This window comes from Paenibacillus contaminans, from assembly GCF_003285015.1.
Taxonomy (GTDB): Bacteria; Bacillota; Bacilli; order Paenibacillales; family NBRC-103111; genus Paenibacillus_V; species Paenibacillus_V contaminans.
On the sequence record NZ_QMFB01000021.1, the window covers coordinates 1 to 21961 of the forward strand.

General features: G+C 53.4%; 15 protein-coding genes. 10 read left to right on the forward strand and 5 right to left on the reverse strand.

What is annotated here, in order from left to right:
* Together DQG23_RS28405 and mutY are read right to left on the reverse strand one after the other, a co-directional pair.
* A partial coding sequence (locus DQG23_RS28405) for a spore germination protein (RefSeq protein WP_238178077.1) occupies positions 1–1272 on the reverse strand: 1272 nt, incomplete at its 3' end.
* Positions 1273–1997: 725 nt separating this feature from the next.
* Complete coding sequence (mutY, locus tag DQG23_RS28410; protein ID WP_113034429.1) at positions 1998–3167, reverse strand: A/G-specific adenine glycosylase; 1170 nt, start codon at positions 3165–3167, stop codon at positions 1998–2000.
* Positions 3168–3425: 258 nt separating this feature from the next.
* Here mutY and DQG23_RS28415 point away from each other — a divergent pair, with 258 nt between their 5' ends.
* The 4 genes from DQG23_RS28415 to DQG23_RS28430 all read left to right on the forward strand — a co-directional run bounded on the left by DQG23_RS28415 (position 3426) and on the right by DQG23_RS28430 (position 6301).
* Positions 3426–4289, forward strand: a complete 864-nt coding sequence (locus DQG23_RS28415; RefSeq protein ID WP_113034430.1) for a helix-turn-helix domain-containing protein — start codon at positions 3426–3428, stop codon at positions 4287–4289.
* A 12-nt stretch (positions 4290–4301) separates the two neighbouring features.
* Positions 4302–4895, forward strand: coding sequence for a hypothetical protein (locus tag DQG23_RS28420; protein WP_146762399.1), 594 nt, complete (start codon positions 4302–4304; stop codon positions 4893–4895).
* Positions 4896–5093: 198 nt separating this feature from the next.
* Positions 5094–5738 (forward strand): c-type cytochrome, encoded by a 645-nt coding sequence (locus DQG23_RS28425; RefSeq protein ID WP_113034432.1) that lies wholly within the window; start codon positions 5094–5096, stop codon positions 5736–5738.
* Positions 5739–5914: 176 nt separating this feature from the next.
* Positions 5915–6301, forward strand: a complete 387-nt coding sequence (locus tag DQG23_RS28430; protein WP_238178078.1) for a c-type cytochrome — start codon at positions 5915–5917, stop codon at positions 6299–6301.
* A 73-nt stretch (positions 6302–6374) separates the two neighbouring features.
* On the opposite strand, the gene DQG23_RS42305 is transcribed toward DQG23_RS28430, so the two are convergent.
* From DQG23_RS42305 to DQG23_RS28440, 3 genes are all read right to left on the reverse strand, one after another.
* Positions 6375–6536 (reverse strand): hypothetical protein, encoded by a 162-nt coding sequence (locus tag DQG23_RS42305; protein ID WP_158560739.1) that lies wholly within the window; start codon positions 6534–6536, stop codon positions 6375–6377.
* A gap of 166 nt (positions 6537–6702) precedes the next feature.
* Positions 6703–7197 carry a holo-ACP synthase gene (gene acpS, locus DQG23_RS28435; RefSeq protein WP_113034433.1) on the reverse strand — a complete coding sequence of 165 codons (495 nt, stop codon included), beginning with the start codon at positions 7195–7197 and terminating at the stop codon, positions 6703–6705.
* Between the two features lie 244 nt (positions 7198–7441).
* Entirely contained in the window at positions 7442–7846 is a 405-nt protein-coding gene (locus tag DQG23_RS28440) for a DoxX family protein (RefSeq protein WP_113034434.1), read from the reverse strand.
* Positions 7847–8076: 230 nt separating this feature from the next.
* Between DQG23_RS28440 and DQG23_RS28445 the strand changes: the two genes are divergently transcribed.
* The 6 genes from DQG23_RS28445 (at position 8077) to DQG23_RS28470 (ending at position 21960) form a co-directional block, all read left to right on the forward strand.
* Positions 8077–10311, forward strand: a complete 2235-nt coding sequence (locus tag DQG23_RS28445) for a helix-turn-helix domain-containing protein (protein WP_158560740.1) — start codon at positions 8077–8079, stop codon at positions 10309–10311.
* A 260-nt stretch (positions 10312–10571) separates the two neighbouring features.
* The gene (locus DQG23_RS28450; RefSeq protein ID WP_238178079.1) at positions 10572–12026 is read left to right on the forward strand and encodes an extracellular solute-binding protein; all 1455 of its coding nucleotides are present in this window, start codon (positions 10572–10574) and stop codon (positions 12024–12026) included.
* A gap of 77 nt (positions 12027–12103) precedes the next feature.
* The gene (locus DQG23_RS28455; protein WP_238178080.1) at positions 12104–13063 is read left to right on the forward strand and encodes a carbohydrate ABC transporter permease; all 960 of its coding nucleotides are present in this window, start codon (positions 12104–12106) and stop codon (positions 13061–13063) included.
* Between the two features lie 29 nt (positions 13064–13092).
* Positions 13093–13929, forward strand: a complete 837-nt coding sequence (locus DQG23_RS28460) for a carbohydrate ABC transporter permease (RefSeq protein ID WP_113034437.1) — start codon at positions 13093–13095, stop codon at positions 13927–13929.
* Between the two features lie 212 nt (positions 13930–14141).
* Positions 14142–19043 (forward strand): Ig-like domain-containing protein, encoded by a 4902-nt coding sequence (locus DQG23_RS28465; RefSeq protein WP_113034438.1) that lies wholly within the window; start codon positions 14142–14144, stop codon positions 19041–19043.
* Between the two features lie 295 nt (positions 19044–19338).
* Positions 19339–21960, forward strand: coding sequence for a glycoside hydrolase family 20 zincin-like fold domain-containing protein (locus DQG23_RS28470; RefSeq protein WP_113034439.1), 2622 nt, complete (start codon positions 19339–19341; stop codon positions 21958–21960).
* Position 21961: the final 1 nt, after the last annotated feature.

Genomic DNA, 21961 nt, shown 5'->3' on the forward strand with positions numbered 1-21961 from the left:
CGCTTGTCCGATTATAAGCGCGCCGATAATCGAGATCGTTTGACCGATCGTTTTCGGTATCCGCAGCCCGGCTTCCCGCAGCCCTTCGAAAGCGAGCTCCATGGCGAACGCTTCTACGATGGCGGGGAACGGAACGCTATCTCGCGATGCGGCAACGGTAATGAGCAGCGAGGGCGGCATCATTTCGGGATGAAACGTCGTAACCGCAATATAAAGTGAAGGCAGCAGCAGCGATATGGTCAAAAACATAAAACGGATCCAGCGAATCCATGTCGAGGCGATGAAGCGCTGATAATAATCCTCGGCGGATTGCAGCATCATCGTCATCGTCGCCGGAACGATGATCGGGTTCGGCGAGCCGTCGCAAATGATGCCGACCCTGCCTTCCAGCAGCGCAGCCGACATCGTATCGGGCCTTTCCGTGTAAATTACCTGAGGAAACGGGGAATACGGATTATCTTCTATGAATTCCTCGATATAATGGCTGCTCAGAACGCCGTCGATATCGATCCTCGACATGCGCAGCTTGACCTCTTCGATAAGCTTCGGCTTACAAACCGTATCGATATAAACGATCATCACCGACGACTTGGTCAGCCGCCCGAGCGTCATTCGCTCGACTTGCAGAGCGGGAGTTTTGAGCTTGCGGCGGATCAGCGTCAGATTGGTGGCGATATCCTCGACGAACGCTTCCTTCGGACCGCGGATAACGCTTTCGTTCGTCGCTTCGCCAATCTGCCTCACCTCGACCCTCCGGATCGGGAAGAGCAAGACCCGCTCTTCCCCGTCGGCGAATAAAGCGACTTGCCCGTCAAGAATGGCGTCAATGATCTTATCGATGTCCGTTTCGACCGTAATGGTGACGGGCAGCTCTCTCCGTTCCGCTACCCGGACGTATATTTCTTCGCCCGAATCGGCAAACCCCGGAACGAGCATAGGCTCCAGAATGTCGCTGCGATAGGCCAAATCGTCGATCATATGCTCGAGGGAGACGGTCATGCACGGCACTTTGCCGCCTGCCATAAATTCATGGCACACCAAATCCGCCGAGCCGGACATTTTTTCGCGAATTTGCTGTAAAGCGCGGCAATCAGGCGCTCGTCCGGATTCCGCTCCTCCGGGCTGCAAAGACGGGCGTTCGGACGGTTGGCTGGACGGTTGGCTGCCGGCAGACGCTTCTTCGGAGCGCCGTTCCTCGGACGGTTGTCGGTCCGTTCCCTCAGGTCTGCCTCTTCCCATCAGCTTCCGCCTAAAGTATCCGAACAATCCCACTGTCCTCGCCTCCCGTCCCTCTGCTGTTTTTTTCGCAACGCTCTTGTAACCCGCATACCCGTGAATAATGAACACCAGAAAGCCGTATAAGGGAAACCCTCACGTACGGTTCGACTAATCAAGCCCCCCGCTGCGGGGTAGTCTTTACCAGAGTAAACTCCCGGTGTCGGCGACTTTAGTTTGATGCAAATTTCGGCAATTTATCCAGCACAAATACCCCATTGAAGCATTCTGCCTCAATGGGGTTTCCTTGTGTTCTCTCAATACGCGGCGGTTAACACACAACCGGCACAACTATTATGAATTGTACAAGTTCTCAGTCGAAAAACGAGTAATTACTGAGTGTAAAATTGTTCGCTCACTAGTAGCATTTCAACTCTTATCCTAAAGATTTTAGGGATGTAAGGCATCTGATCGTGCAACAGATCGTGATCATCATAATGAGGCAAGGTTTACTATCAGTGAGGCAAACCTGACTATTTCTAACCGAAAACCCGTGTTCTGGTGGCATAATGAGGCAAACGCAACGAATAGTGAGGAAAACGAAATTGATAGTTACGTTTGCCTCACTATTTGGCGAAAAGGAGCGTTTTACCGGTAGAATAGTGAGGACAGCCTCATGAACAATAAGGTTTTCTCCACTAATCGCACGGTGCGTGCATAACCATTACGAGTTCCGTATTCGACCAGTCCCGAAACTCGGGACTCACGGACTGACGCCGTTCTCAAGCCTCCCACCAATCTGCGAGAATTCGCAGAAAAACGTTGGGGAATGCGTACTGCTCCATTTCGTCCGGATGGAGCCAGCGGTAGTTCGGCGGCAGCGCGGCGGAGCCGTCGGACGGTCCGTTCAAGCGGCAGCGGTAGACGTCCATGTCCCAGCGGATGTGGCTGAACGTATGCTCCGCATCGCGCAGCCATTCCGCCGGGACGACGTCAACGCCGTCGCTTGCCGCAAGCTCCGCCCGCAGCGCCGCCATGCGCGCGGCATGGGCGCCTGCCGCAGCCGGGCTGCCGGCGTTCCCGCCGCCGGCAGCTCGGCTCTTCGCGGCGGCGCCGGCGCCGGGCGCGGGCGCGAGCGCCACGTGCGGCAGCTCCCACATACGGGCGAGAAGCCCGTCTGTGGGACGCTGCCGCACGAGCAGCTTGCCCGCGTGCGGCCCGCTGCCTTCGACCAAGGCAACCGCCCGCGCCTCCGGCCGCGGCGGCTTCGCCTTGGTCTTAAGCGGCAGCTCGGCTTCCCTGCCCTCAAGACGAGCGCCGCAGCGCTCCATTACCGGGCAGGTCAGGCAGTGCGGCGAGCGCGGCGTGCAGACGGTCGCGCCAAGCTCCATGAGCGCCTGATTGAAATCGCTCGCTTCCCCTTCGGGAATAAGCTCCTGCGCCAGCCGCTCTATTTTCACCCGCGTCGACGGCTTCGCGATATCGTCCTCCAACACGAAGAAGCGCGAAAGCACCCGCATCACATTGCCGTCCACCGCAGGCTCAGGCTTGTTATAAGCGATGCTGAGCACCGCGCCCGCCGTATACGGTCCAACGCCCTTCAGCGACGTGATGTCCTCCTTCCCGGAGGGAACGATGCCGCCGTACTGCTCGTGCACCTCGCGCACCGCAGCCTGCAAATTCCGCGCCCGGGAATAGTACCCGAGCCCTTCCCATGCTTTCAGCACATGCTCCTCCGGCGCTTCGGCCAACGCTTCGACCGTCGGAAATTTTTCAAGGAACCGGTGAAAATACGGAATGACCGTTTCTACACGCGTCTGCTGCAGCATCACTTCCGACACCCATATATGGTACGGGTTTCTGCTCCTTCTCCAAGGGAGATCCCGCTTATTCGCTTTATACCAGGCAAGCAGCCGGCTCGAGTAAAATTGTTTTCTGTCCTGAAGCTCCATATGTTTTTCCCTTCTCCTCTTCCTTTTTCGAACGCCGCAGCCACTGCCGGTTAACGGTAATGTGTTTAGCTCCGTCCGAACTTTCTAGAGTCATTTTATACGCTCATCAAAACCCCCAAGACAGATAGGGCGCGTTATATGCCTTCCCTTTGTCCCGGCCTTATCAGGAGCTTTGGCCGGGAGCGCGCCCGACCAGGCTGTGTTATAATGGGTAAGTATTCCGAGTGCCCGCAATCGTGCGGGAGGAGGCTTGTCCCCATGCTAACGCCCGGCGAGCTAGCCGCCAAGCTGAATAAACTGGTGTTCTCGATCCTGCTGATCGGCCATCAAAAATGCGCTCCCGACTGGTACCAGCCGCTGCGCACGATCCGCCATCCTTCATTCTGGCTTATTATTAAAGGCAAGGGGTCGTTCGAAATCGACGGGATCCATTATCCCGCAGAGCCGGGCAAAATTTTCTTCTTCACGCCAGGCACGGTCGTCGAGCGGCGAACCGATCCGGAAAGTCCGCTGGAATACTATTTGCTTCGTTTTCATTATACGGAAACTTACGAGGAGAAGGAACAGTGGATTTCCCGCAGCGCCGCGGAAAGCCCGTTCCCGCTGGCCGGCATGTACACCGTGCAAAATCCGCCCCAGCTTATGTATATGATGGAGCAGCTGGTCGTCCTGTGGAAGCGCAGAGGCCATATGACCGCGATGCGGCGCAATATTTTGCTCCATGAGTTTCTGCTTGCGCTGGTTCAGGATTTCCGCGCCCAAAAAATTGCCGGAGATGCGACAGCCGCCATCGAAGCGACTCAAGATTATATGACGACCAATTACAGAGAGCCGCTGACGCTGGAAGGGCTATCCGGCATGGCCGGCTTAAGCGTCAGTCACTACTCGCGCCTGTTCAAAAAAATAATCGGCTACACGCCGATCGATTACTTGACCCATCTGCGCGTCGACCGCGCCAAGGAGCTGCTTGTCCTGTCCGATTACCGGCTCAAATCGATCGCGAGCAGCGTCGGTTACAGCGACGAGTTTTATTTCAGCCGCATGTTCAAGAAAATAGTCGGACTGTCGCCGCGGGAATACGCCAAAAAATACCGCGTCGTCCCGATCAGACCCGGAGAATAGTAGGTGGAAGGAATGCCGAATACGAAACATACGCGAAATACGATCGTTCACGAGTATATTGTTAAAACCAAACCGTGGCTCCCTCTTTTCGCCGTCTGGGGGGCGGAGTGGATGATCGTTTCGCTTATCGCGGTTATCGGGGAGTGGAAATTTCCGGACTGGCTAAACGTCGCCTTACTCGGGCTGGCCGTGTTGGTAAGCATCTTTATCTTGCTTCGCAGTACCGGAGCATCGGACAAGCGCTCCAAAACGGCCGGACAAACGGACGGCGGCGTTTTTTCCGGCTCGGGCTTCATTGTTTTGCTGCCGGCGCTCCTGCTTGCGGGTACCGTCCTTCTGCTGGAAGGGCTGCATGCGGTCGATCCCTACTTCCGGGAGTTGTTCCGTTCGCTGCTGGTGTCTTTTTTCTACGTGCAGCTCGGCGTTTTTGCCGGACGATCGTTCATTTATTTGGGCTTATGGCTGTTTGCCCTGAGTGCAATAATCGGAACGTTTTACATAGGATTTTCCATAGAAGTGCTGGGCTTGTTCGGCGGAGCCAGCCTTATCGCCTGCGGCTGGCTCCTCGGGCGAATCGCGCGGACCGCAGCTGCGCCAACTGAATAACGACGCTAACGGGCTGCCTCATGCTTCCGCTTCAGGAGAATGAGAGCGGCTCGTTTTATTTTCCGCGATATCGCAAAAAGGAGTTCTCCGATTTGCATAGAATACATTATCTATCTGTTGTCTAGAGGATATCCGTCTGTTTTTCAAAATAGTAAGTTTTATCCTTGTCCCCTTTGAGAAAATGGAGGTACGGATCCAATGAGAAAAATGGCCATTGCAATCGTTTACGCAGCTTTAATCGCAGCGCTCGCCGGATGCGGCGGCAAAGAGACGACAGCATCGGTAAGCCCGAGCGTCAAACCGTCCGTATCCCCATCCCCGTCGGCGGCTCCGACCGGTTCGAGCGCATCTCCGGCCTCCGGCAGCCAAGCTCCGACCGCTTCGCCGGCAGCCGTTTCGGCGTCTCCGTCGGCTAGCGTTGCGCCATCCGTTCAACCGTCGGCAAGCGTCAAACCAGCTTCGCCGCCGGCAGCGACCGCCGCGACCGCTTCTCCGTCAGCAGAGCCGAAGCCAAGCGATGCCGCAACCGCAAAGCCTACAGCCAAAGAGCCTTCCGCGACACCGTCTTCCGCTCCTTCCGCCGGCGCCTCTCCCGCGGGCGACAAAACATCGGTAGCCGCCGAGGATGCGCAAGCGTTGTTCAAGCAAAGCTGTACCGGCTGCCATGGGGTGGATTTAAGCGGCAAAAGCGGACCGAACCTGCAAAAAATCGGTGCCAGCCTGTCGAAGGATGAGATTTCCGAACAAATCTTGAACGGCAGCAGCAAAATGCCGGGCTTCAAAGGAAGATTGAAGGACGATGAAATCAGCGCGCTTGCCGAATGGCTTGCCGCCAAAAAATAATTTCAGCGAAACCGCCGCCTGCAAAGGCGGTTTTTTTGTCGTTCCATCCCCATCCGCAGCCTATGAATGAGCATCGCGGCAATGGTTATGCTAACCATGAAGACGGATTCGTTACCGTTTAAAGCCGATAAAGCCGCTCCTTACTCGGGCGGTCATTCAAGGAGGTCGAACGATCTATGAATAGAATGTCGAAAACCGCGCTTGCCGCGCTGCTCCTTTGCGCGCTCGCGTCAGGCGGCTGCGCCACCAAGAAGGAAGAGCCGAAAACGAGCCCTTCGCCGGGCGCAACCGCAGGCACGACGGCAAGTCCTTCGCCGGGCGGCTCGCCCAGCACTGTGGATGCGCAGTCCGTATACAAACAAAACTGCATAAGCTGCCACGGCGATAATCTCGAAGGAAAGATGGGCGGAAACACCAATATCGCCAAGGTTGGCGCGAAATTGTCCAAAGACAAAATCGCCAATCAAATATCGAACGGCGGCGGCGGCATGATGGCGTTCAAAGGAAAACTGAAGGACGAAGAAATCAACGCGCTCGCCGAATGGCTCGCCGCTAAGAAGTAGCTCCGAAATCGACTATACTTCAACAAAGAACACCCGTATATCGCCCGAACAGCGATAACGGGTGTTCTTTTTTTTACATATAAGCTATCCAATCCGGGGCGCCTGCCTCATGGAAAGGCTCGGTAGCTGCGTCCAGCTTAGCCGCCGAATCGCCTTCCTGCCGCAGACAGTCCAAGAACCAATCCCAATCCGGCAAATGCGGAATCGAACCGCCGGTATGCTCCGATTGCTCCAAGAGAGATCACCTCCAAACGAACGAAATCCTGAACATTCCAGTCCGTTCCTAGGATGTCCTTCCTTAAAGCCGGTTATGCGCCCGGATTCGCGAGCTTCGAGCCTTTGGCTACGGAGCGGCCCGCCTCTTTATGACTAATTCCCGTCTCGGCGCTTGATAAGCAAAATCAGTCCTCCGCCGTCACGATCCGCTCCGCTACCGCGTAAGCGCCCGCCGTATCCCGGCTATGCGTAATGCTGAGATGGATACGGAAGGAGGCGTCCAACGACAACCGTTCTGCAGCAGCTTGTGATAGCCGGACATTCGGTTTGCCCATCGGATCCGGCAGCACCTCGATATCCTGAAAGCCAACGGCCTTCCCGACTCCGCAGCCAAGCGCCTTGACGACGGCTTCCTTAGCGGAAAACCTGCCGGAGACAAATTCCGTAAGACGCGCCATTTTCGGCGGTATTCCGGACGCCGCTCCGCTGGCTTGTCCCGATGGACCTGCATTGCGCAAAGCAGCGAGCGTTTCCGCAATCGTGGCGCCCAGCCTGCGTTCCAGCAGCTCCCGCTCCGCAGGCGTCAGCACCCGCTCTATAAAACGTTCTCCCGCAGTCTGCATAAGCAGTTTGCGAACCCGATCGAGATCCAGCAAATCGATTCCTACTCCGATAATCAATGCGATCATTCCCAATCCATAATCTGCGCGTTCCCAGGGAAGACGCCCGTATAGGATGGGCCGGCCTCTTCGGTCCCGCTTTCCCCAGTTTACCCGATTCGGAGGCGATTTGCACGGAAGGCAGCCATTGGCCGATTAAACGTCCGCCGCTCCGTAAGAAAGTGTACCAATTCTATTTCGCTGGAGGATGATCGACTTAACCTCTTTTCCAGCTTTCCGGAAAAGAATGCCGAACGCGTGGAACTTATGCCCGTTCGCCGCTCTCGAACAACTGCCCGACACCGTAGCCCAGCTTCGGACTGGCGGCGATAAACAGCGATACGGCCAATAAAGCGAGATCCAGCTCGTAACCTGCCGTTTTGCCGTCGCCGAGCAGCCCCGCAGGCAGCTTTACCGTCACGATGGCACCTACCATAATGACGGCGAATAAAATCGCCGCCCAGCGCGAGCCCAGCCCGATGATCAATGCCGCTCCGCCGAGTATTTCGATATAGGCGACCAGGAATGCCAGGAACGGCGGCAAACCGACGCTGCCGAACCACCCGGCTATGTTATCCAGGCCGCTGTCGAGCTTATCGATTCCATGAGCGAGAAAAATAATGCCGACTACCACTCTCATGATTGTATAGATCCAACTTTGTACAGCCATGCGAATCACCTTCCTATTAAGCTTACTATTTGTTAGTATATTACCCTTTCGACTAACTTTAGTCAAGTAACTATATCGGTTTAATTGGACGCGATTTATAACAGGACTTGTCGAAATGCCAAATCCATGATAAATATCAAAGTGCCCCTCTTTTTGAACTATTCCCGATGAAATCAAGGCCGGATTTTTTCACACTCGTTACATTTCTTGATGAGTATCGGAGGCGTCGTATGCACAAGAAGTGGTTTCAACGGCTGCTGCTTTCTTACCTGCCGATCATTTTCGTGGTCAGTCTCAGTTTATTGCTAATGACTTATCTTACTTTAAGCGAAATGTCCAAAAAATCCGCTCTGCGGGCGAATGAAATGCTTTCGCGGGATATTATGCAATCCGTCGAGGTTTCGCTGCGCGGTATCGATGCGATGCTCAGCAAAGCCATTATGGATAACGGCCCGATCAGGCAGTTATTCGAGCCTCTTCCGGCGCAGCAAAGGCAATATGCCGACTATCAGGCCTCTTTGGCGCTAAGCGATCTCGCTGCCGACAATCCGATGATCCATTCGCTCTATGTATACAGGGTGGATGACAATACCATTATCACCCCCTCGACGTTTACCGGATTGGATCATTTCGGCGACAAGGAATTTATCGGACAGCAGGTTACCAACTTCGCTCCTTTTAAGTGGACGGTACGAAGAGAATATCGCAAGGAAGCCGGAGAGCGTCCGACAGACGTAGTGAGTTTAGTCAAATTCGCCAAATTGTCGGATAAAAGCCTGATTGTCGTTAATGTGGCAGCCGGCAGCCTGGACAAACTTATGCGCGAAATGTCGGGCCTATCGATTAATTTCCTCGATCTGGTCGATCAGGAGGGACACCTGATCGCGTCCAGGGATTTGACGGACAGCCCGAAAACTGCCTCAAGTCATCCTTCGGGCAAAGAATGGTCGAATATACGCTCGGATTATACCGGCTGGACGCTTCGCAGCGGAGCGTATCAAGCCAGCATTGCCGAATGGGTGTCTTCACTGTTTTACGTATGGATTGCCGTCGGTTTCCTTGTCGTAGCGCTTTGTATCGTATGGCTTGTCTACGCTACCAGACGCAACTATAAACCGATTCGAAACTTCGCCGATAAGGTTGCCGATTACTCCGTGCAGCAAGGAGATAAAGCGGCTCATACGGAGAAATTGGACGAGTTCCAATATATCGAAACGGTGTTCGAACAATTGCTTGACCGCTCCAGCTTGCTGCAGGAGCAGAATAAGGAAAATCTCGATTATCGCAAGCTTCATGTTTTTCGTAATATGATCGAGGGCGCTGCGAGCGTCCGAAAGGACGGCTGGGCGTCCGAGCTGGAGCAGCTTGGGTTTAGCGATACATACTCGGGACTGATTGCCGCAGTTGTGGAAATAGACCGTTACGCGGATTTCGTCGCACGTTATAACAGCCGGGACCAATATTTGCTGAAGCAAGCGCTTAGGGCCGTCGTTATGGAAATCAGCGAAAGCAGTCCTTTTCTCGTTTGGCCGGAATGGGTAAGCCGGCATCAACTGGCTGTCCTTTATTTCTATAAAGACGCCGCGGAACAGGATGAAAACGCTATACAACAATGTGAACAGCTGCGCACTTGGGTAGAACAAAATTTGTCCTTTACCGTCACCGTCGGCATCGGAAATCGAATCTCCCGCATCGAAGACGCCTCGGAAACGTACAAAAACGCTCTCCGCGCGCTTCATTACAAATCGTCTCTCGGCATAAACCGGCTAATCATGCCTAACGATCTCGTATCCAAGCCGCAGGGCGAGATTTTTATGCAGCTGCATATTATACGCGCTATTTGCCAATCCTTCCGTTCCGGAGACAGCGAATGGGAAGGCAGATTCCACGAGCTTTGCAATACGCTGGATTCCAACATGTTTTCTCATGAGGACCTGCTTAACATGCTTAATTATCTGGTCTATCATCTGCATAAGGAAATGCTGGAATTGCCTGAGGAACACCGCGAGATTTGGGAGACCGCCGCGTATCCCAAGCTGCAGCTTATATTGGAACGGGAAGAGACCGCCGCCGAGATTTATGCGGAGTTCTTTCGCGTGCTGCTAGATGCCTCCGCTCAAATTCGCGAGCTGCGTGAAAGCAAAAACAGCTACAATCTGATTCACAGTGTCAAACAGTACATCGGCGAGCATTTTATGAACCCCGACTTGTCCTTGTCCCATCTTAGCGAGGAATTCGGCTTGAACTCCAGCTATTTGAGCAGGCTGTTCAAGGAAGCGTTCGGCGTGAACTTCGTCGATTATGTGACCCGGATCCGAATCGAAAAAGCGGAGGAACTGCTTCAGAATACCGAGAAAGCCGTCCAGGATGTTGCGGTCGCTGTCGGCTATACGAATGCCCGGACCTTCATCCGGGTGTTCAAAAAGCTCAAAGGCTCCACTCCCGGAAGCTTCCGAAATGAATAAATATGACGACAGCCTGAATCTGTTCGGCCCGTGCCATAAGCGCTGCCGAAGCCGATTCAGGCTGTTTTTATAAGGCTTTCGCAAATTTTGACCATCAGAAAAAAAACGGTCATTTACGGCCGGTTACGCGGGATGCTACCTTATGACATGAAACCGGTCTTGATTTGAAAAGGAAAGGAGAACATGCCGCCGTGTAAAAAACATGGCACGAATGCGTCAACCTAAAAAAAGAAGCTTGTTCTATTCAAGGAGGGGCAGAATTGAAGATCACTTGGAAAAGCACAGGAGTATCGCTCGTCAGTCTGGCCGTTTCGCTGTCGCTTATAGGCTGCGGCGGTAAAAATGAAAACACGCCTTCCGCAAGCCCGATTGCGGCGAAAAACTCCCCGGCCGAAACGGAAGCCGCGGTTTACCCGGAGAACGGACTGCCGAAGGATCAAAAAGTAACGCTTAAGGTCGGCTTTTTTGAAGGCGGGATGGGCAGAGAATATTTCGATTACGCGATAGATACGTTCAAGAAAAAATTTCCTAACGTCGACTTTGCCGTTACCTATTCGCCGGAGATGACCAAAATCATTACAACCAAAGTGTCGGCCAATAACGATAACGACATGTTCGATCTTTTCTCCACTGCTACGGATGCCCTATCGCTCGTAAAAGCGGGCAAGCTGGAGCCGCAGGAGGACGTTTGGGACCGGAAAGCATACGACGGCAACGGGAAAACCTTGAAGGAATTGTCCCTGGACGGTCAATTCGCCTCGGCGCCGCGTTTTCTCGGGAAATCGTACGCCGTACCGGTCGTTTCTTCCGGCGGCGGATTATTCTTCGACAAAACCTTGTTCGAGCAGCACGGATGGAATCAAAACCCGAAAACCTGGAAGGAATTCGTCGAATTATGCGAGGCCATCAAAGCGAAGGGGATCATCCCGATTACGTATCCCGGCAAGTTTCCCGGCTACATTACGAATGGCTTTGGGGACTATAAGCTGTTCGAGCTCGGCAACTTGAAAGGGAATTTAAATAAGGTCGAGGACAGCTTCAGAAATTATACGCAATCGCTATATATGTCGCCTGAAAGCGTCGAGCTCTGGAGCCGCATTTACGAGCTTGGCAAGAAGGGATTTTTCCCCGATGGCGTTGCCGCTCTGAACCATACCCAATCGCAAATGCAGGTGCTTCAGCATCAAGCCGCCATGGTTTCTACGGGCGTTTGGGTACAGAACGAAATGAAAGATTCGACGCCGCAAAATTTCAAATGGGGCTTTATGTCGGTGCCGATGGGAGATAGTCCGGACGATACGATCTGGGTCAGAAATACGACCAGCGAGGGCTTTTTCATCTGGGCGGCCAAACCGGAGCTAACCAAGAAATGGGCTAAAGAATTCAGCGTGTGGTTATGGAACTTGGATATTCAGGAGGCTATTGCGGAGAAGGGCGGACAACTGCCGATCCGCAAGGATTATTCCGACGATCAGACGCGCGCCGGCAAGCTTCAGGACGCTCCTAAATCATTGCTGGACTATATGAAACGGAATAAGGTTCATATCGAAAGCGAATTCCGCGCTACGAATGTGACCGACCCCGCTGCAGCCCAAGCGAAGAAGGTCATGAGCGACGCGACCTCGGAAATCGCCTCCGGCAAGCAGGATCCCCTGCCGAAGCTGAAGGAAGCCGATGAATTGATGAAGAAGGCAATCGAAGCGCAAGCAAAATAGACGGACGCCTGAGGGGGCCTCCGGTTTCCGGATGCTCTCCCTCCCTCTCCAGTCATTACCTGAAAGGAGCGCTATCTTTGAACCGGCATGAACCTGCCGCAGCCGAACTAAGACCTGCACGACAAGGATGGCTGCAAAAAAAGCTGACTCTCGCGCAAACTCAAAAAAGCATCTTTTTACTTGTAGCCCTGGTGCCCGCTTTCGGAGGCTATGTCCTATTTACTCTCTATCCAAATCTGCTGTCCATTTACTACTCGCTGCTCGATTGGGACGGCATTTCGCCTCCGAAATTCGTAGGACTGAGCAATTATACGGCGATGCTTCAGGATAAATACGTCTGGCGCGCGCTGCTGCACAATTTGCTTTACATGGCTACCGTCCCGCTGCTGGTTATTTTTATTTCCCTGTTGTTGGCGTATATCCTGACAAGCAAAGCATATAGAGGCTCCTCCTTTTTCAAGGTGCTGTTCTTTTTTCCCAATGTTCTGTCCACTGTGGTCATCGCTTTGCTGTGGGCGTTCGTCTACGACGGCAGCATCGGCATTCTTAACGCTTTTCTGAGAATGATCGGGATCGGGATCGGCAACTTTTACTGGCTCGGCGATGTCCGCACGGCGATTTGGGCCGTCATTCCGCCTTATGTATGGGGAGGAGTCGGCTTATACGTGATCATTTTCGTCAACGCCATGGCGACGATTCCGAAATCGCTCTATGAATCCGCCATTTTGGAAGGGGCCAATCATATAACTCGCCTCACACGCATTACGATCCCGTTAATTATGCCGATCATTCGCGTCGGGGTACTGTTTCTCGTGCTCGGTTCGCTAAAGGGCTTCGAGCATGTGCTCATTCTAACCAACGGAGGGCCCGCGGGCTCGACGGATGTCATCGGCTTGTATATGTTTAACCTTGCCTTCGGCAAAGACTACCACAATTACGGTTATGCTTCGGCGGTCGGCATGTTCCTGTTCGTTATTCTCGTGGCCGCCAAGCTGCTGATGGACAAAGCGCTTCCGAACAAGTCCGTCGAATACTAACTGGCAGCGTGAAAGGGCAGATAGCTTGCATGAATGAAAAACGAACGTGGGTTGACGGCATATGGTGGATCATTTTGCTTGCCTGGTCAATCACTATTCTTTTCCCGCTGGTGTGGGTGCTGTACGAATCGTTAAAAACAAACCGCGAATTTTTCCAAGACATATGGGCGTTACCCGAAAAGCTTAAGTGGGCCAACTACTCGCTTGCCTGGGCCAAGTACGGGATCGGCGCTTCGATGCTGAACACGCTGTATTACGTAGGGGCGAGCTTGCTGATCGGCCTCTTCCTGACGACAATCAATGCCTACGCGCTGACGCGCATGCAATTTAAAGGCCGCAAGCTGCTTTGGGCCGTCATCATGCTTTCCTTGTTCCTGCCCGGTATCAATGCTTTGATCCCCCAATACGTGCTCATGCGGGATCTGCATTTGACGAACAGCTTGACGGGACTCGTCATACTCGACAGCCTAGGCGAAAGCGTATTTTATTTGCTGCTGCTTGGAGGCTTTATGCAATCGCTGCCCAAGGAGATGGAGGAGAGCGCTTTCATGGACGGTGCCTCCCTCTTTCAAGTATTTTGGAAAATTATCGTGCCGCTGTCGATGCCGGGCGTGATGACGGTCGCCATTTTCAAGTTCCTCGGACTGTACAACAACTTCCTCGGCCCGTTTATATACTTGGGCGATCCCAAGAAATATACGATCGGAGTAAGTATGTATGCGGCCAATCAGATGATGCAGTATACGGCCGACTGGGTCACCCTGTTTGCGGGGGTCGTCATTGCTATGGTGCCTTCGGTCATTATGTTCGTCTTCTTCCAGCGTTGGATTGTCGAAGGCGCTACATTAGGAGCTGTAAAGGGATAAAGTTATGCCAGTCCGTAAGGAGGTGATTATTCGTATCGTGGGGCTCTAGCGTTGGGTGCCGCTTCGGATAGGAGAACAAGACAAGGATAAACGTTCATGGAGCCTTTTAATCCCGAGCGTTTACCGAGACGAAAAACGAACAGCGGAGATAAGCTTTCTGGCGCGACCAAACTCATGAAAAAAAGGAAGTGTCGAAGAGGGTGCGAAAACCAATGAAAGTAATGAAAAGCAGCCTTGTCCTTTATCTTTTGCTTCTTAGTTTGCTTATGAGCGGGATGCCGGGTGTTAATTCGCCTGTCGCCCATGCTTCCGGGAGCAGCCCTATCATATACAAGTTCACCCACATCGGCTTCCCCGGCCAGCCTACACAGCCAGGCTGGAGTCTGGTAGGCTTGCCAACGACTTATCCTGTCCTGGGCTATCAGTTTTACGGAGCGGCGATCGGTACCGAAAACGTGGGGATGTCGCGCGACTTTCAATTTAATGTTCCCGAAGATGGAACGTATTTGATCAAGTTCAAAGGCTTCCTGGCCGGGTCGGGAGCGATCGCAGCGCTGCAAATCGACGGCAAAGCGATAGGCACCTACGACTTCTACGGCGCGACCGCCGGCTATGGCCCGACGACCGCGATTCGATATGCCGCTTTAACGGCAGGCACGCACACGCTGACGCTCAAAACGATCGGCAAGCAAGCGGCATCGGCCCAATACCGAATGACGCCAAGCGAGTTTATACTGGAGCCGGTTTCGGCCATGCCGTCATTGGCAGGTGTGACGCTTGCTGCCGGACAGCCGGACATCTTTCTCGGCTCCCAAGTTCAATTAGCCGTAAGCGGCCAAACGAATGACGGCGTTGTGACGGATTTGTACGGAGCGCAAATTCAATATGCCAGCGATAACGAAGAAGTGGCCTTGGTCGATACCAATAGCGGCATGCTGACCGCTGCGGGTATAGGCGCCGCTTCCGTTACGGCAAACGTATATTATAACGGCGCTCACTTTTCGGCGGTATTGCCAATCAACGTGCTGATTCCGCCGATGACTTACAAGTTCACGCATATCGGCTTTCCCGGACAGCCGACACAGGAAGGCTGGAGTCTTGTAGGCTTGCCGACTACGTACCCTACCCTTGGCTATCAAAATTACGGAGCGGCGATCGGCACCGAAGGTGTCGGCATGTCACGCGATTTCCGGTTCGATGTCCCCGCAGACGGAACCTATTTGATCAAATTCAAAGGTTTCCTGGCCGGATCGGGAGCGATCGCGGAGCTGCAAATCGACGGAAAAGCGATCGGCACCTATGACTTTTACGGCGCGACCGCCGGATTTGGCCCGACGAATCCGATCCGCTACGTAGCTTTAACGGAAGGCACGCATACGCTAACGCTGCAAACGGTTGGCAAGCAAGAGGCATCAGCCCAGTACCGGATGACACCAAGCGAATTTATTTTGGAGCATACGCCGGACTTGCCTGTATTGGAGAGCGTAGCGTTCGCTTCCACGCTTCCGGAGCTCTACGTCGGCTCCAAGACCAAGCTCCCTGTTATCGGGAAAACGCAAGCCGGCGTTCCGTTCGAGCTCCCACAGGAGTACATTCAATTTACAAGCAGCGACGAGAGCATAGCTGTCGTCGATCAAACCGGGATGTTGACCGCTGCCGGATTGGGCACGGCTACCGTAACGGCCGACGTTTATTTGAACGGCGTCAGCCGCTCGGCGGTTTTGCCGGTTCATGTTGTCGAGATTACAAACGGAAAATCCCGCAGCACGATCTATACGGCCGATAAGATTGCCGCAGCCCGCAGCAATATCGACAGCTACGATTGGGCGGCCGATCTGCGAGACGAAGCCGTCACCAAAGCGGACGCCTTTTTGGCGAAAGGGCTTGATTTCCTTTGGGAATTAGTGCCGCCGCAAAGTCTTCCCCGCGGCTATAGCGTAAACGAAAAGCTCGGAAGCCCGGTAACCGGGAAGGAAATCGATAAATTCGGTTCCTATCCGTATAAGGTCGATCCGCTTAACGATCCTTGGAAAATTACCGATCCGAGCAGCGGCTACAAATTTCCGACGAACGATTTCGGCGCTTATTATCGCAGCGGACTCGACAACCATGGCGTCTTTGATCCGAATAAAGCGGACCGCAGCCTGCTCGTCAATACGCTTTATCCGGAAAAAGGCCCGACTTGGGGAGTGGATGACGGCACGGGCTGGGTGGACGAAAACGGCAACTATTATACATTCATCGCTTTCTATATCCACTGGGGGATTTGGGCCGATAACGGTCCCGGAGGCTTGAAAGGGTTTATTCCGAATGCGCTGGATACGTTCCGGGATGCCTATCTGTATACGGGGGACATCAAATATGCCCGTGCGGGCACTGTTCTGCTGGATCGCATAGCCGACATCTATCCAAGTTTGGATACGTCGGTTTATAACAGAAGCATCTATCAAAATGCCGACGGCTTTACCCGTTTGGGCAAAGCTACGGGGTCGATCTGGGAGAGTCTGCTCGTAAAGCATTTCCTTTATGCTTACGATGCTTTCTATCCGGCAATGAACGATTCGGCGCTCCTCTCGTTTCTGGGTGCAAAATCCGCCGAATATGATCTGGGACCGCTTAAGTTCAACGCAAGCGGCATTCGCCGCAATATTGAAGACGGCATTGTCAAACAGATTTATCCCGGTATACAATCCTCCCGTATAAGGGGGAATCCCGGATTTCACCAAAGCGCGCTGGCGCTGGCGGCTGTCGTCTACGACAAATTTCCGGAGACGAAGGAATGGCTGGATTTCGACTTCCAGTCCGGCGGCTTCCAAACGAACCCGTTTCGGGTTACCGGGGGTAACATCGGCTCGACGTTGGTGGACCTTGTAGACCGCGACGGCAACGGCAACGAGGCCGCTCCTCTCTATAACTCGTTATGGCTGACCAACTATCTCGAGCTGGCGAATATCCTTGACGGCTACGACTTGTATCCGAGCGCTGACCTTTACCAGAACGTAAAGTTCCGAAACATGTTTTCAGGCGTATATCAATGGATACAAAGCGAGGTTTTCACCCCGTCAATAGGCGATTCGGGAAGTACGGGAAAACCGATCATCTTTTTCTCGATGCCGACGATGATCGAAGCATTCAAGCACTATCAAGACCCCGAATACGCCCAGTTGATTCATTTCATGAACGGGTTTAGCACGGAGGGCTTGTACGGAGACATTTTCACCGATAATCCCGAACAAGTTGCCGATGATATTGAAGCTATTATTGCGCAATACGGTCCTTTGAATTTAAAAAGCACGAATATGACCGGTACCGGGTACGCGGCGCTGAGGGACGGTAAAGGCGAAGGCTTCAATAGCGACACGCTGCGCAATGTCTGGATGTATTACGGGAATAACAGCTTCCACGGCCACCGGGACACGCTGCAAATCGGGCTGCACGCCTTCGGTCTCGACCTGACGCCGGATTTGGGCTATCCCGAATCGACCGAATCGGCGGATACTCATAATTATCAGTGGGTGCGCAATACGGTTTCCCATAATACGGTCGTCGTCGATAAGGCAAAGCAGCAGATTCAATGGGACGGTGAGCCGCAGCATTTTGACGATAGCGAGCAAGTGAAGCTGATCGACGTGGATGCGCCCGATCCGTATCCGCAAACCGAGCTGTACAAACGGACGACGGCGATGATTAAGGTCGACGACGCCAATTCTTACACGGTGGACTTCTTCCGGATTAAGGGCGGCAACGACCATCATTTCAGCTTCCATGCGGCCGAAGGGCCTGTGACGACGGATGGCTTGACCCTCGTTTCGCAGAAGGACGGAAGCGGCAACTATATCGGCTCTTATGCAGGCGAGAATGTGGAGTATGGAAAACGGGCGCCAGGCGACAGCGTCGATGGCCCCAACTATATGGGTTCGGGCTTCCACTATTTGAAAAATGTCGATCGGGATACGGCTCCTGCCGAGCAATTCAGCGTGGACTGGGATATTACGGATACATGGAATCTCAACCAGCCGCCGCGGGACGTTCATCTCCGCTTGACTATGCTCGGACAGGTCGACGATGTGGCGCTGGCGGACGGAAGCCCGTCGCAAAGAGTGGTGAACAATCCGAAAAGCTTCCGTTATGTAGTCGCCCACCGCGGCGGCAGCAATCTGGATTCGCTGTTCACTTCGATCATCGAGCCGTACGAATCGCAACGATACGTTCAATCGATCGAGCCGGTAACGGTAACCGTGTATGGCACACCGGAGACCGGCAATGACGTGAAGGCGGTGAAAGTCGTCTTGACGAACGGCAGAACCGACTACATCGTCAGCGCGCTTGATCCGTCCGTGCTTTATACCGTGGATGGGAAATTCCAGTTCCAGGGGGCATTCGGGGTTTACTCGGAGCAAAACGGCGAGCCTGTGTATAGCTACCTCAATGAAGGAACGCTGATCGGACCGGCCGGGCTTCCGCTTATCGACGAAGATACGGCGCAATTAACAGGCACCGTCGCCGATTTCACGCAGGATCTGTCCATGACGAACGACATCACGGTCAATCTGGACCTGCAAGGTGTGGACAGCGGCGAGCTTGTCGGAAAATACGTCTATGTCGACAATGACGGCGAGCGGAATGCGGTCTATAAAATTCACGGCGTCACGCAAGTCGGAACGAATCAATACAAGCTCGATTTGGGAACTACGACGCTTATCCGGCGTTATGTGGACAACAATGATTTCAGCAAAGGATATGTATATGACATCGCTCCGGGAGCGGCATTCCGCATTCCGCTGGCTTACGAAACGATAATCGCGCCTGCCGCCGCAAATAAAGCGCCTGCCGCGCAGAACTTGACGTTGACAACCGTAAAAAAAACGGCGGTAAGCGGCACGTTAACGGCTGCGGACGACGATGCTGACGAATTGACTTACAGAATCGTGCAGAACGGGACTATAGGTACGGCGGTAATAACGAACCCTTCGACAGGTTCCTTCACTTACACGCCCAGACCCGGGAAAACGGGCAGCGATACTTTTACTTTTCAGGCTTTTGACGGACAGGATTACTCCAATACCGCATCGGTATCTGTAACGATCACTCCAAAAAATCCAAAAAAACAATAGGGAGATGTCAGCCGAACAGTCTGTAGGCCACGACCGCGATTTGTTCAAGCACTGCTTGCCGAGGCAATAGCCTGCCGCCGTTTTTGACGCTGATGTTTACCGCAAGTTTTTTGAGCCGCTATCATGAAATACTTTCTTAAAAGTTTGACGGTACAGCTCCCCAGCCGTACCGTCTTTTTTCGTTTCCTATTGTTCAAACAATTTAACTTTGCTAAAATAAATATTATATATTATATAAAATTAATCATTCGAAGGGTCTTTTGGTTAGCTATATTAAACATATGCGGAGGTAACTATGCTGTATCCCGGCTATGCACCGAAAGAAGAGATTAAACCGCTGAGTCTCCCCCATTTCCCAACCGTTCAGCAAACGGTGGTATGGCGCAATTGGGAGCTTGTTCCGCTGGACAGATTGGCGAAAATTCTCGGAACGACGGAAGAAAACGTGCTTTCGCTCGCCCGCGACATGGGGCTTCGCGTTCCGCCGAGCATCGATGAGCAATGGCTGATCCGCGGTTATATTACGATCATCCGCGCCAACTGGCATATCCTGCCCTACGATCAGCTGCTGGAGCTGCTTGGATGGAGTGCCGACATGCTTGCTTACGCACTCAAAGAGGACGATTTCCTTTGGGTCAAATTGGGTAATTTAAAGCCTTCGGTAGAGCCCGTTACGTACAGACCGCTTACGCCGGAAGAGGAAACTCGCACTCGGGAAATCCGCGGTATTATCGATACTCATTTTCCGGACAGCCGTAACGAGAGCCCGGTCAAGCCCTTTGATTTCTTGAATACCTTTGCAAAGCGTAACAAACCCGCTTCGCCGTGGGTTGTTTCGACAAATCCGGACGAAGTGCTGCTAAGCGACGAATGGACGCTCGTCTATCCGCAAGGGCTGGAAAGGGCCGAGAAGTTTGCGCGCCGTTTTGCGGACGAGCATGAAGCGGCATGGGGAATCCGTTTGTCCGCCTCCCCCGATTCCGCCGATGAGGTGGCGGCTCCCGCACAGAAAACTATTTTGCTTTCCGTTAAGCCCGATTCTTCCTTATTGTCCGAAAGCCATCAAATCCGGGTAACCGCAGACCGTATCGATATCCAGGCCGTCGACGAAGTCGGGCTGTTAAGAGGCTTGAACTGGCTGCAAAAAAAGATGGAGGAACGCAACGCGCCTTACCTCGAGCAAAAATCGGTTACGCGCAATACCCGCTTCGATCTGCGTTATGTTTATTCCTACTTCGCCGTATACGGGGATCCGCTGCTGGATGCCGACATCGATCCGTATCCGGAAGAACTGCTGCTTCAGCTCTCCAAGCTGGGCGTTAACGGCGTATGGCTGCAGGCCGTTCTTTACAAGCTGGTTCCTTTCGAGCGTGCGCCAGAGCTTTCGATAGACTGGGAGAAGCGTATCGAAGGCTTGAGAAGGCTCGTCGATCGCGCTGCCGATTACGGCATCGGGATCTACTTGTACTACAACGAGCCGCGGGCGATGCCTCTGCAGTTTTTTGAGGAGTTTCCGGACTGGAAGGGCCATGTCGATGTAGAGGATGCAACGCTTTGCACTTCGCACCCTGAAGTTCAGGCGTATCTCCGAACGAGCACTGCCCGGCTGTTCACGGAAGTTCCGAAGCTCGCAGGTCTCTTCACGATCACCATGTCGGAAAATTTGACGAACTGTTTTTCCCGGGCGGGCGGCGGCAATACGAACTGTCCGCGCTGCGCAAGCCGAACGCCGCATGAGGTTGCATCGGAGGTTAACCGGATTATCGCCGAAGCCGCGCACAGCGTGGCGCCTAATGCCAGAATTTTATGCTGGACTTGGGGATGGACGAAGTGGCTCGGATGGACTCCCGAGTCGATCGACGAAGCCATCGGCTTGCTGCCCGACCGCGTAAGCGTGATGAGCAACAGCGAAGAAGGCCTTATTACAAATATCGGCGGCGTCGAAGGACATGTAGTCGACTACTCCATTTCGCAAGTGGGCCCCAGCGAGAAGTCTTTGCGCATTTGGAGCAAGGCCAAACAAAGAGGACTTTCTGCCGTAGCCAAGGTGCAGTTCAATATCACCTGGGAATGCGCATCCGTCCCTTATTTGCCTACTATGGATTTGCTCGAGCGGCATTTGAACAACCTGGAAAAGTCGGGCGTAAGCGGATTGATGCTTAGTTGGACGCTTGGCGGCTATCCGTCCTTGAATTTGGAGTTCGCTTCCCAATATTACTGGGATACGGAGGAAACGAGCGTTAAGGGACCCGCGCTTGTTGCCGGCAAAGTATTCGGCGACGAGGCCGGTGACGTCGTCAGGCAAGCGTGGAGCGCGTTCAGCAGCGCATTCGGGCACTTTCCTTTCGATATCGGCGTTGCGTACACCGCCCCGCAAAATATAGGACCGGCCAATTTGCTGTACGACAAGCCGACGGGCTTTAGCGCCACCATGGTCGGCATTCCTTATGACGATCTGAAGCGCTGGCGGTCGATCTATCCGGAGGAAGTACTCGAGGAGCAGTTTCAGTTGGTTGCCGACGGCTGGAAGCAAGGCCTAGATATCCTTAAAGAAGCGGAATCGCTCATCGACAGCTCGGACAGCCGGAAGACGGCCGCATTCGTCGATTTGCAGCATGTGGCCAAAGCGGCATACTGCCATCTCAAAACTTCCCATTTGCAAACGATGTTTGTGAGACTGAGGGATAAGCTGGATGCTGCTGCAGATAACCAAGAGGCCGAACGTTTGAAGGAGCAGCTCTTTGCTATTATCGACGAGGAAATCGAACTGGCCAAGGAGCTTTACCATATTGTGCGGAACGATTCCCGCATCGGCTTCGAAGCCAGCAATCATTACTTTTATACGGTACAGGATCTCAAAGAAAAAGTAATCAATTGCATGCATCTTCGCCAAAGGTTAGAGGATCGCAAAATTTAGG

Coding starts and splice junctions, on each gene's coding strand:
- mutY (WP_113034429.1), bottom strand. CDS start 3,167: ATGGAGCTTCAGGACAGAAAACAATTTTACTCGAGCCGGCTGCTTGCC.
- DQG23_RS28415 (WP_113034430.1), top strand. CDS start 3,426: ATGCTAACGCCCGGCGAGCTAGCCGCCAAGCTGAATAAACTGGTGTTC.
- DQG23_RS28420 (WP_146762399.1), top strand. CDS start 4,302: ATGCCGAATACGAAACATACGCGAAATACGATCGTTCACGAGTATATT.
- DQG23_RS28425 (WP_113034432.1), top strand. CDS start 5,094: ATGAGAAAAATGGCCATTGCAATCGTTTACGCAGCTTTAATCGCAGCG.
- DQG23_RS28430 (WP_238178078.1), top strand. CDS start 5,915: ATGAATAGAATGTCGAAAACCGCGCTTGCCGCGCTGCTCCTTTGCGCG.
- DQG23_RS28440 (WP_113034434.1), bottom strand. CDS start 7,846: ATGGCTGTACAAAGTTGGATCTATACAATCATGAGAGTGGTAGTCGGC.
- DQG23_RS28445 (WP_158560740.1), top strand. CDS start 8,077: ATGCACAAGAAGTGGTTTCAACGGCTGCTGCTTTCTTACCTGCCGATC.
- DQG23_RS28460 (WP_113034437.1), top strand. CDS start 13,093: ATGAATGAAAAACGAACGTGGGTTGACGGCATATGGTGGATCATTTTG.
- DQG23_RS28465 (WP_113034438.1), top strand. CDS start 14,142: ATGAAAGTAATGAAAAGCAGCCTTGTCCTTTATCTTTTGCTTCTTAGT.
- DQG23_RS28470 (WP_113034439.1), top strand. CDS start 19,339: ATGCTGTATCCCGGCTATGCACCGAAAGAAGAGATTAAACCGCTGAGT.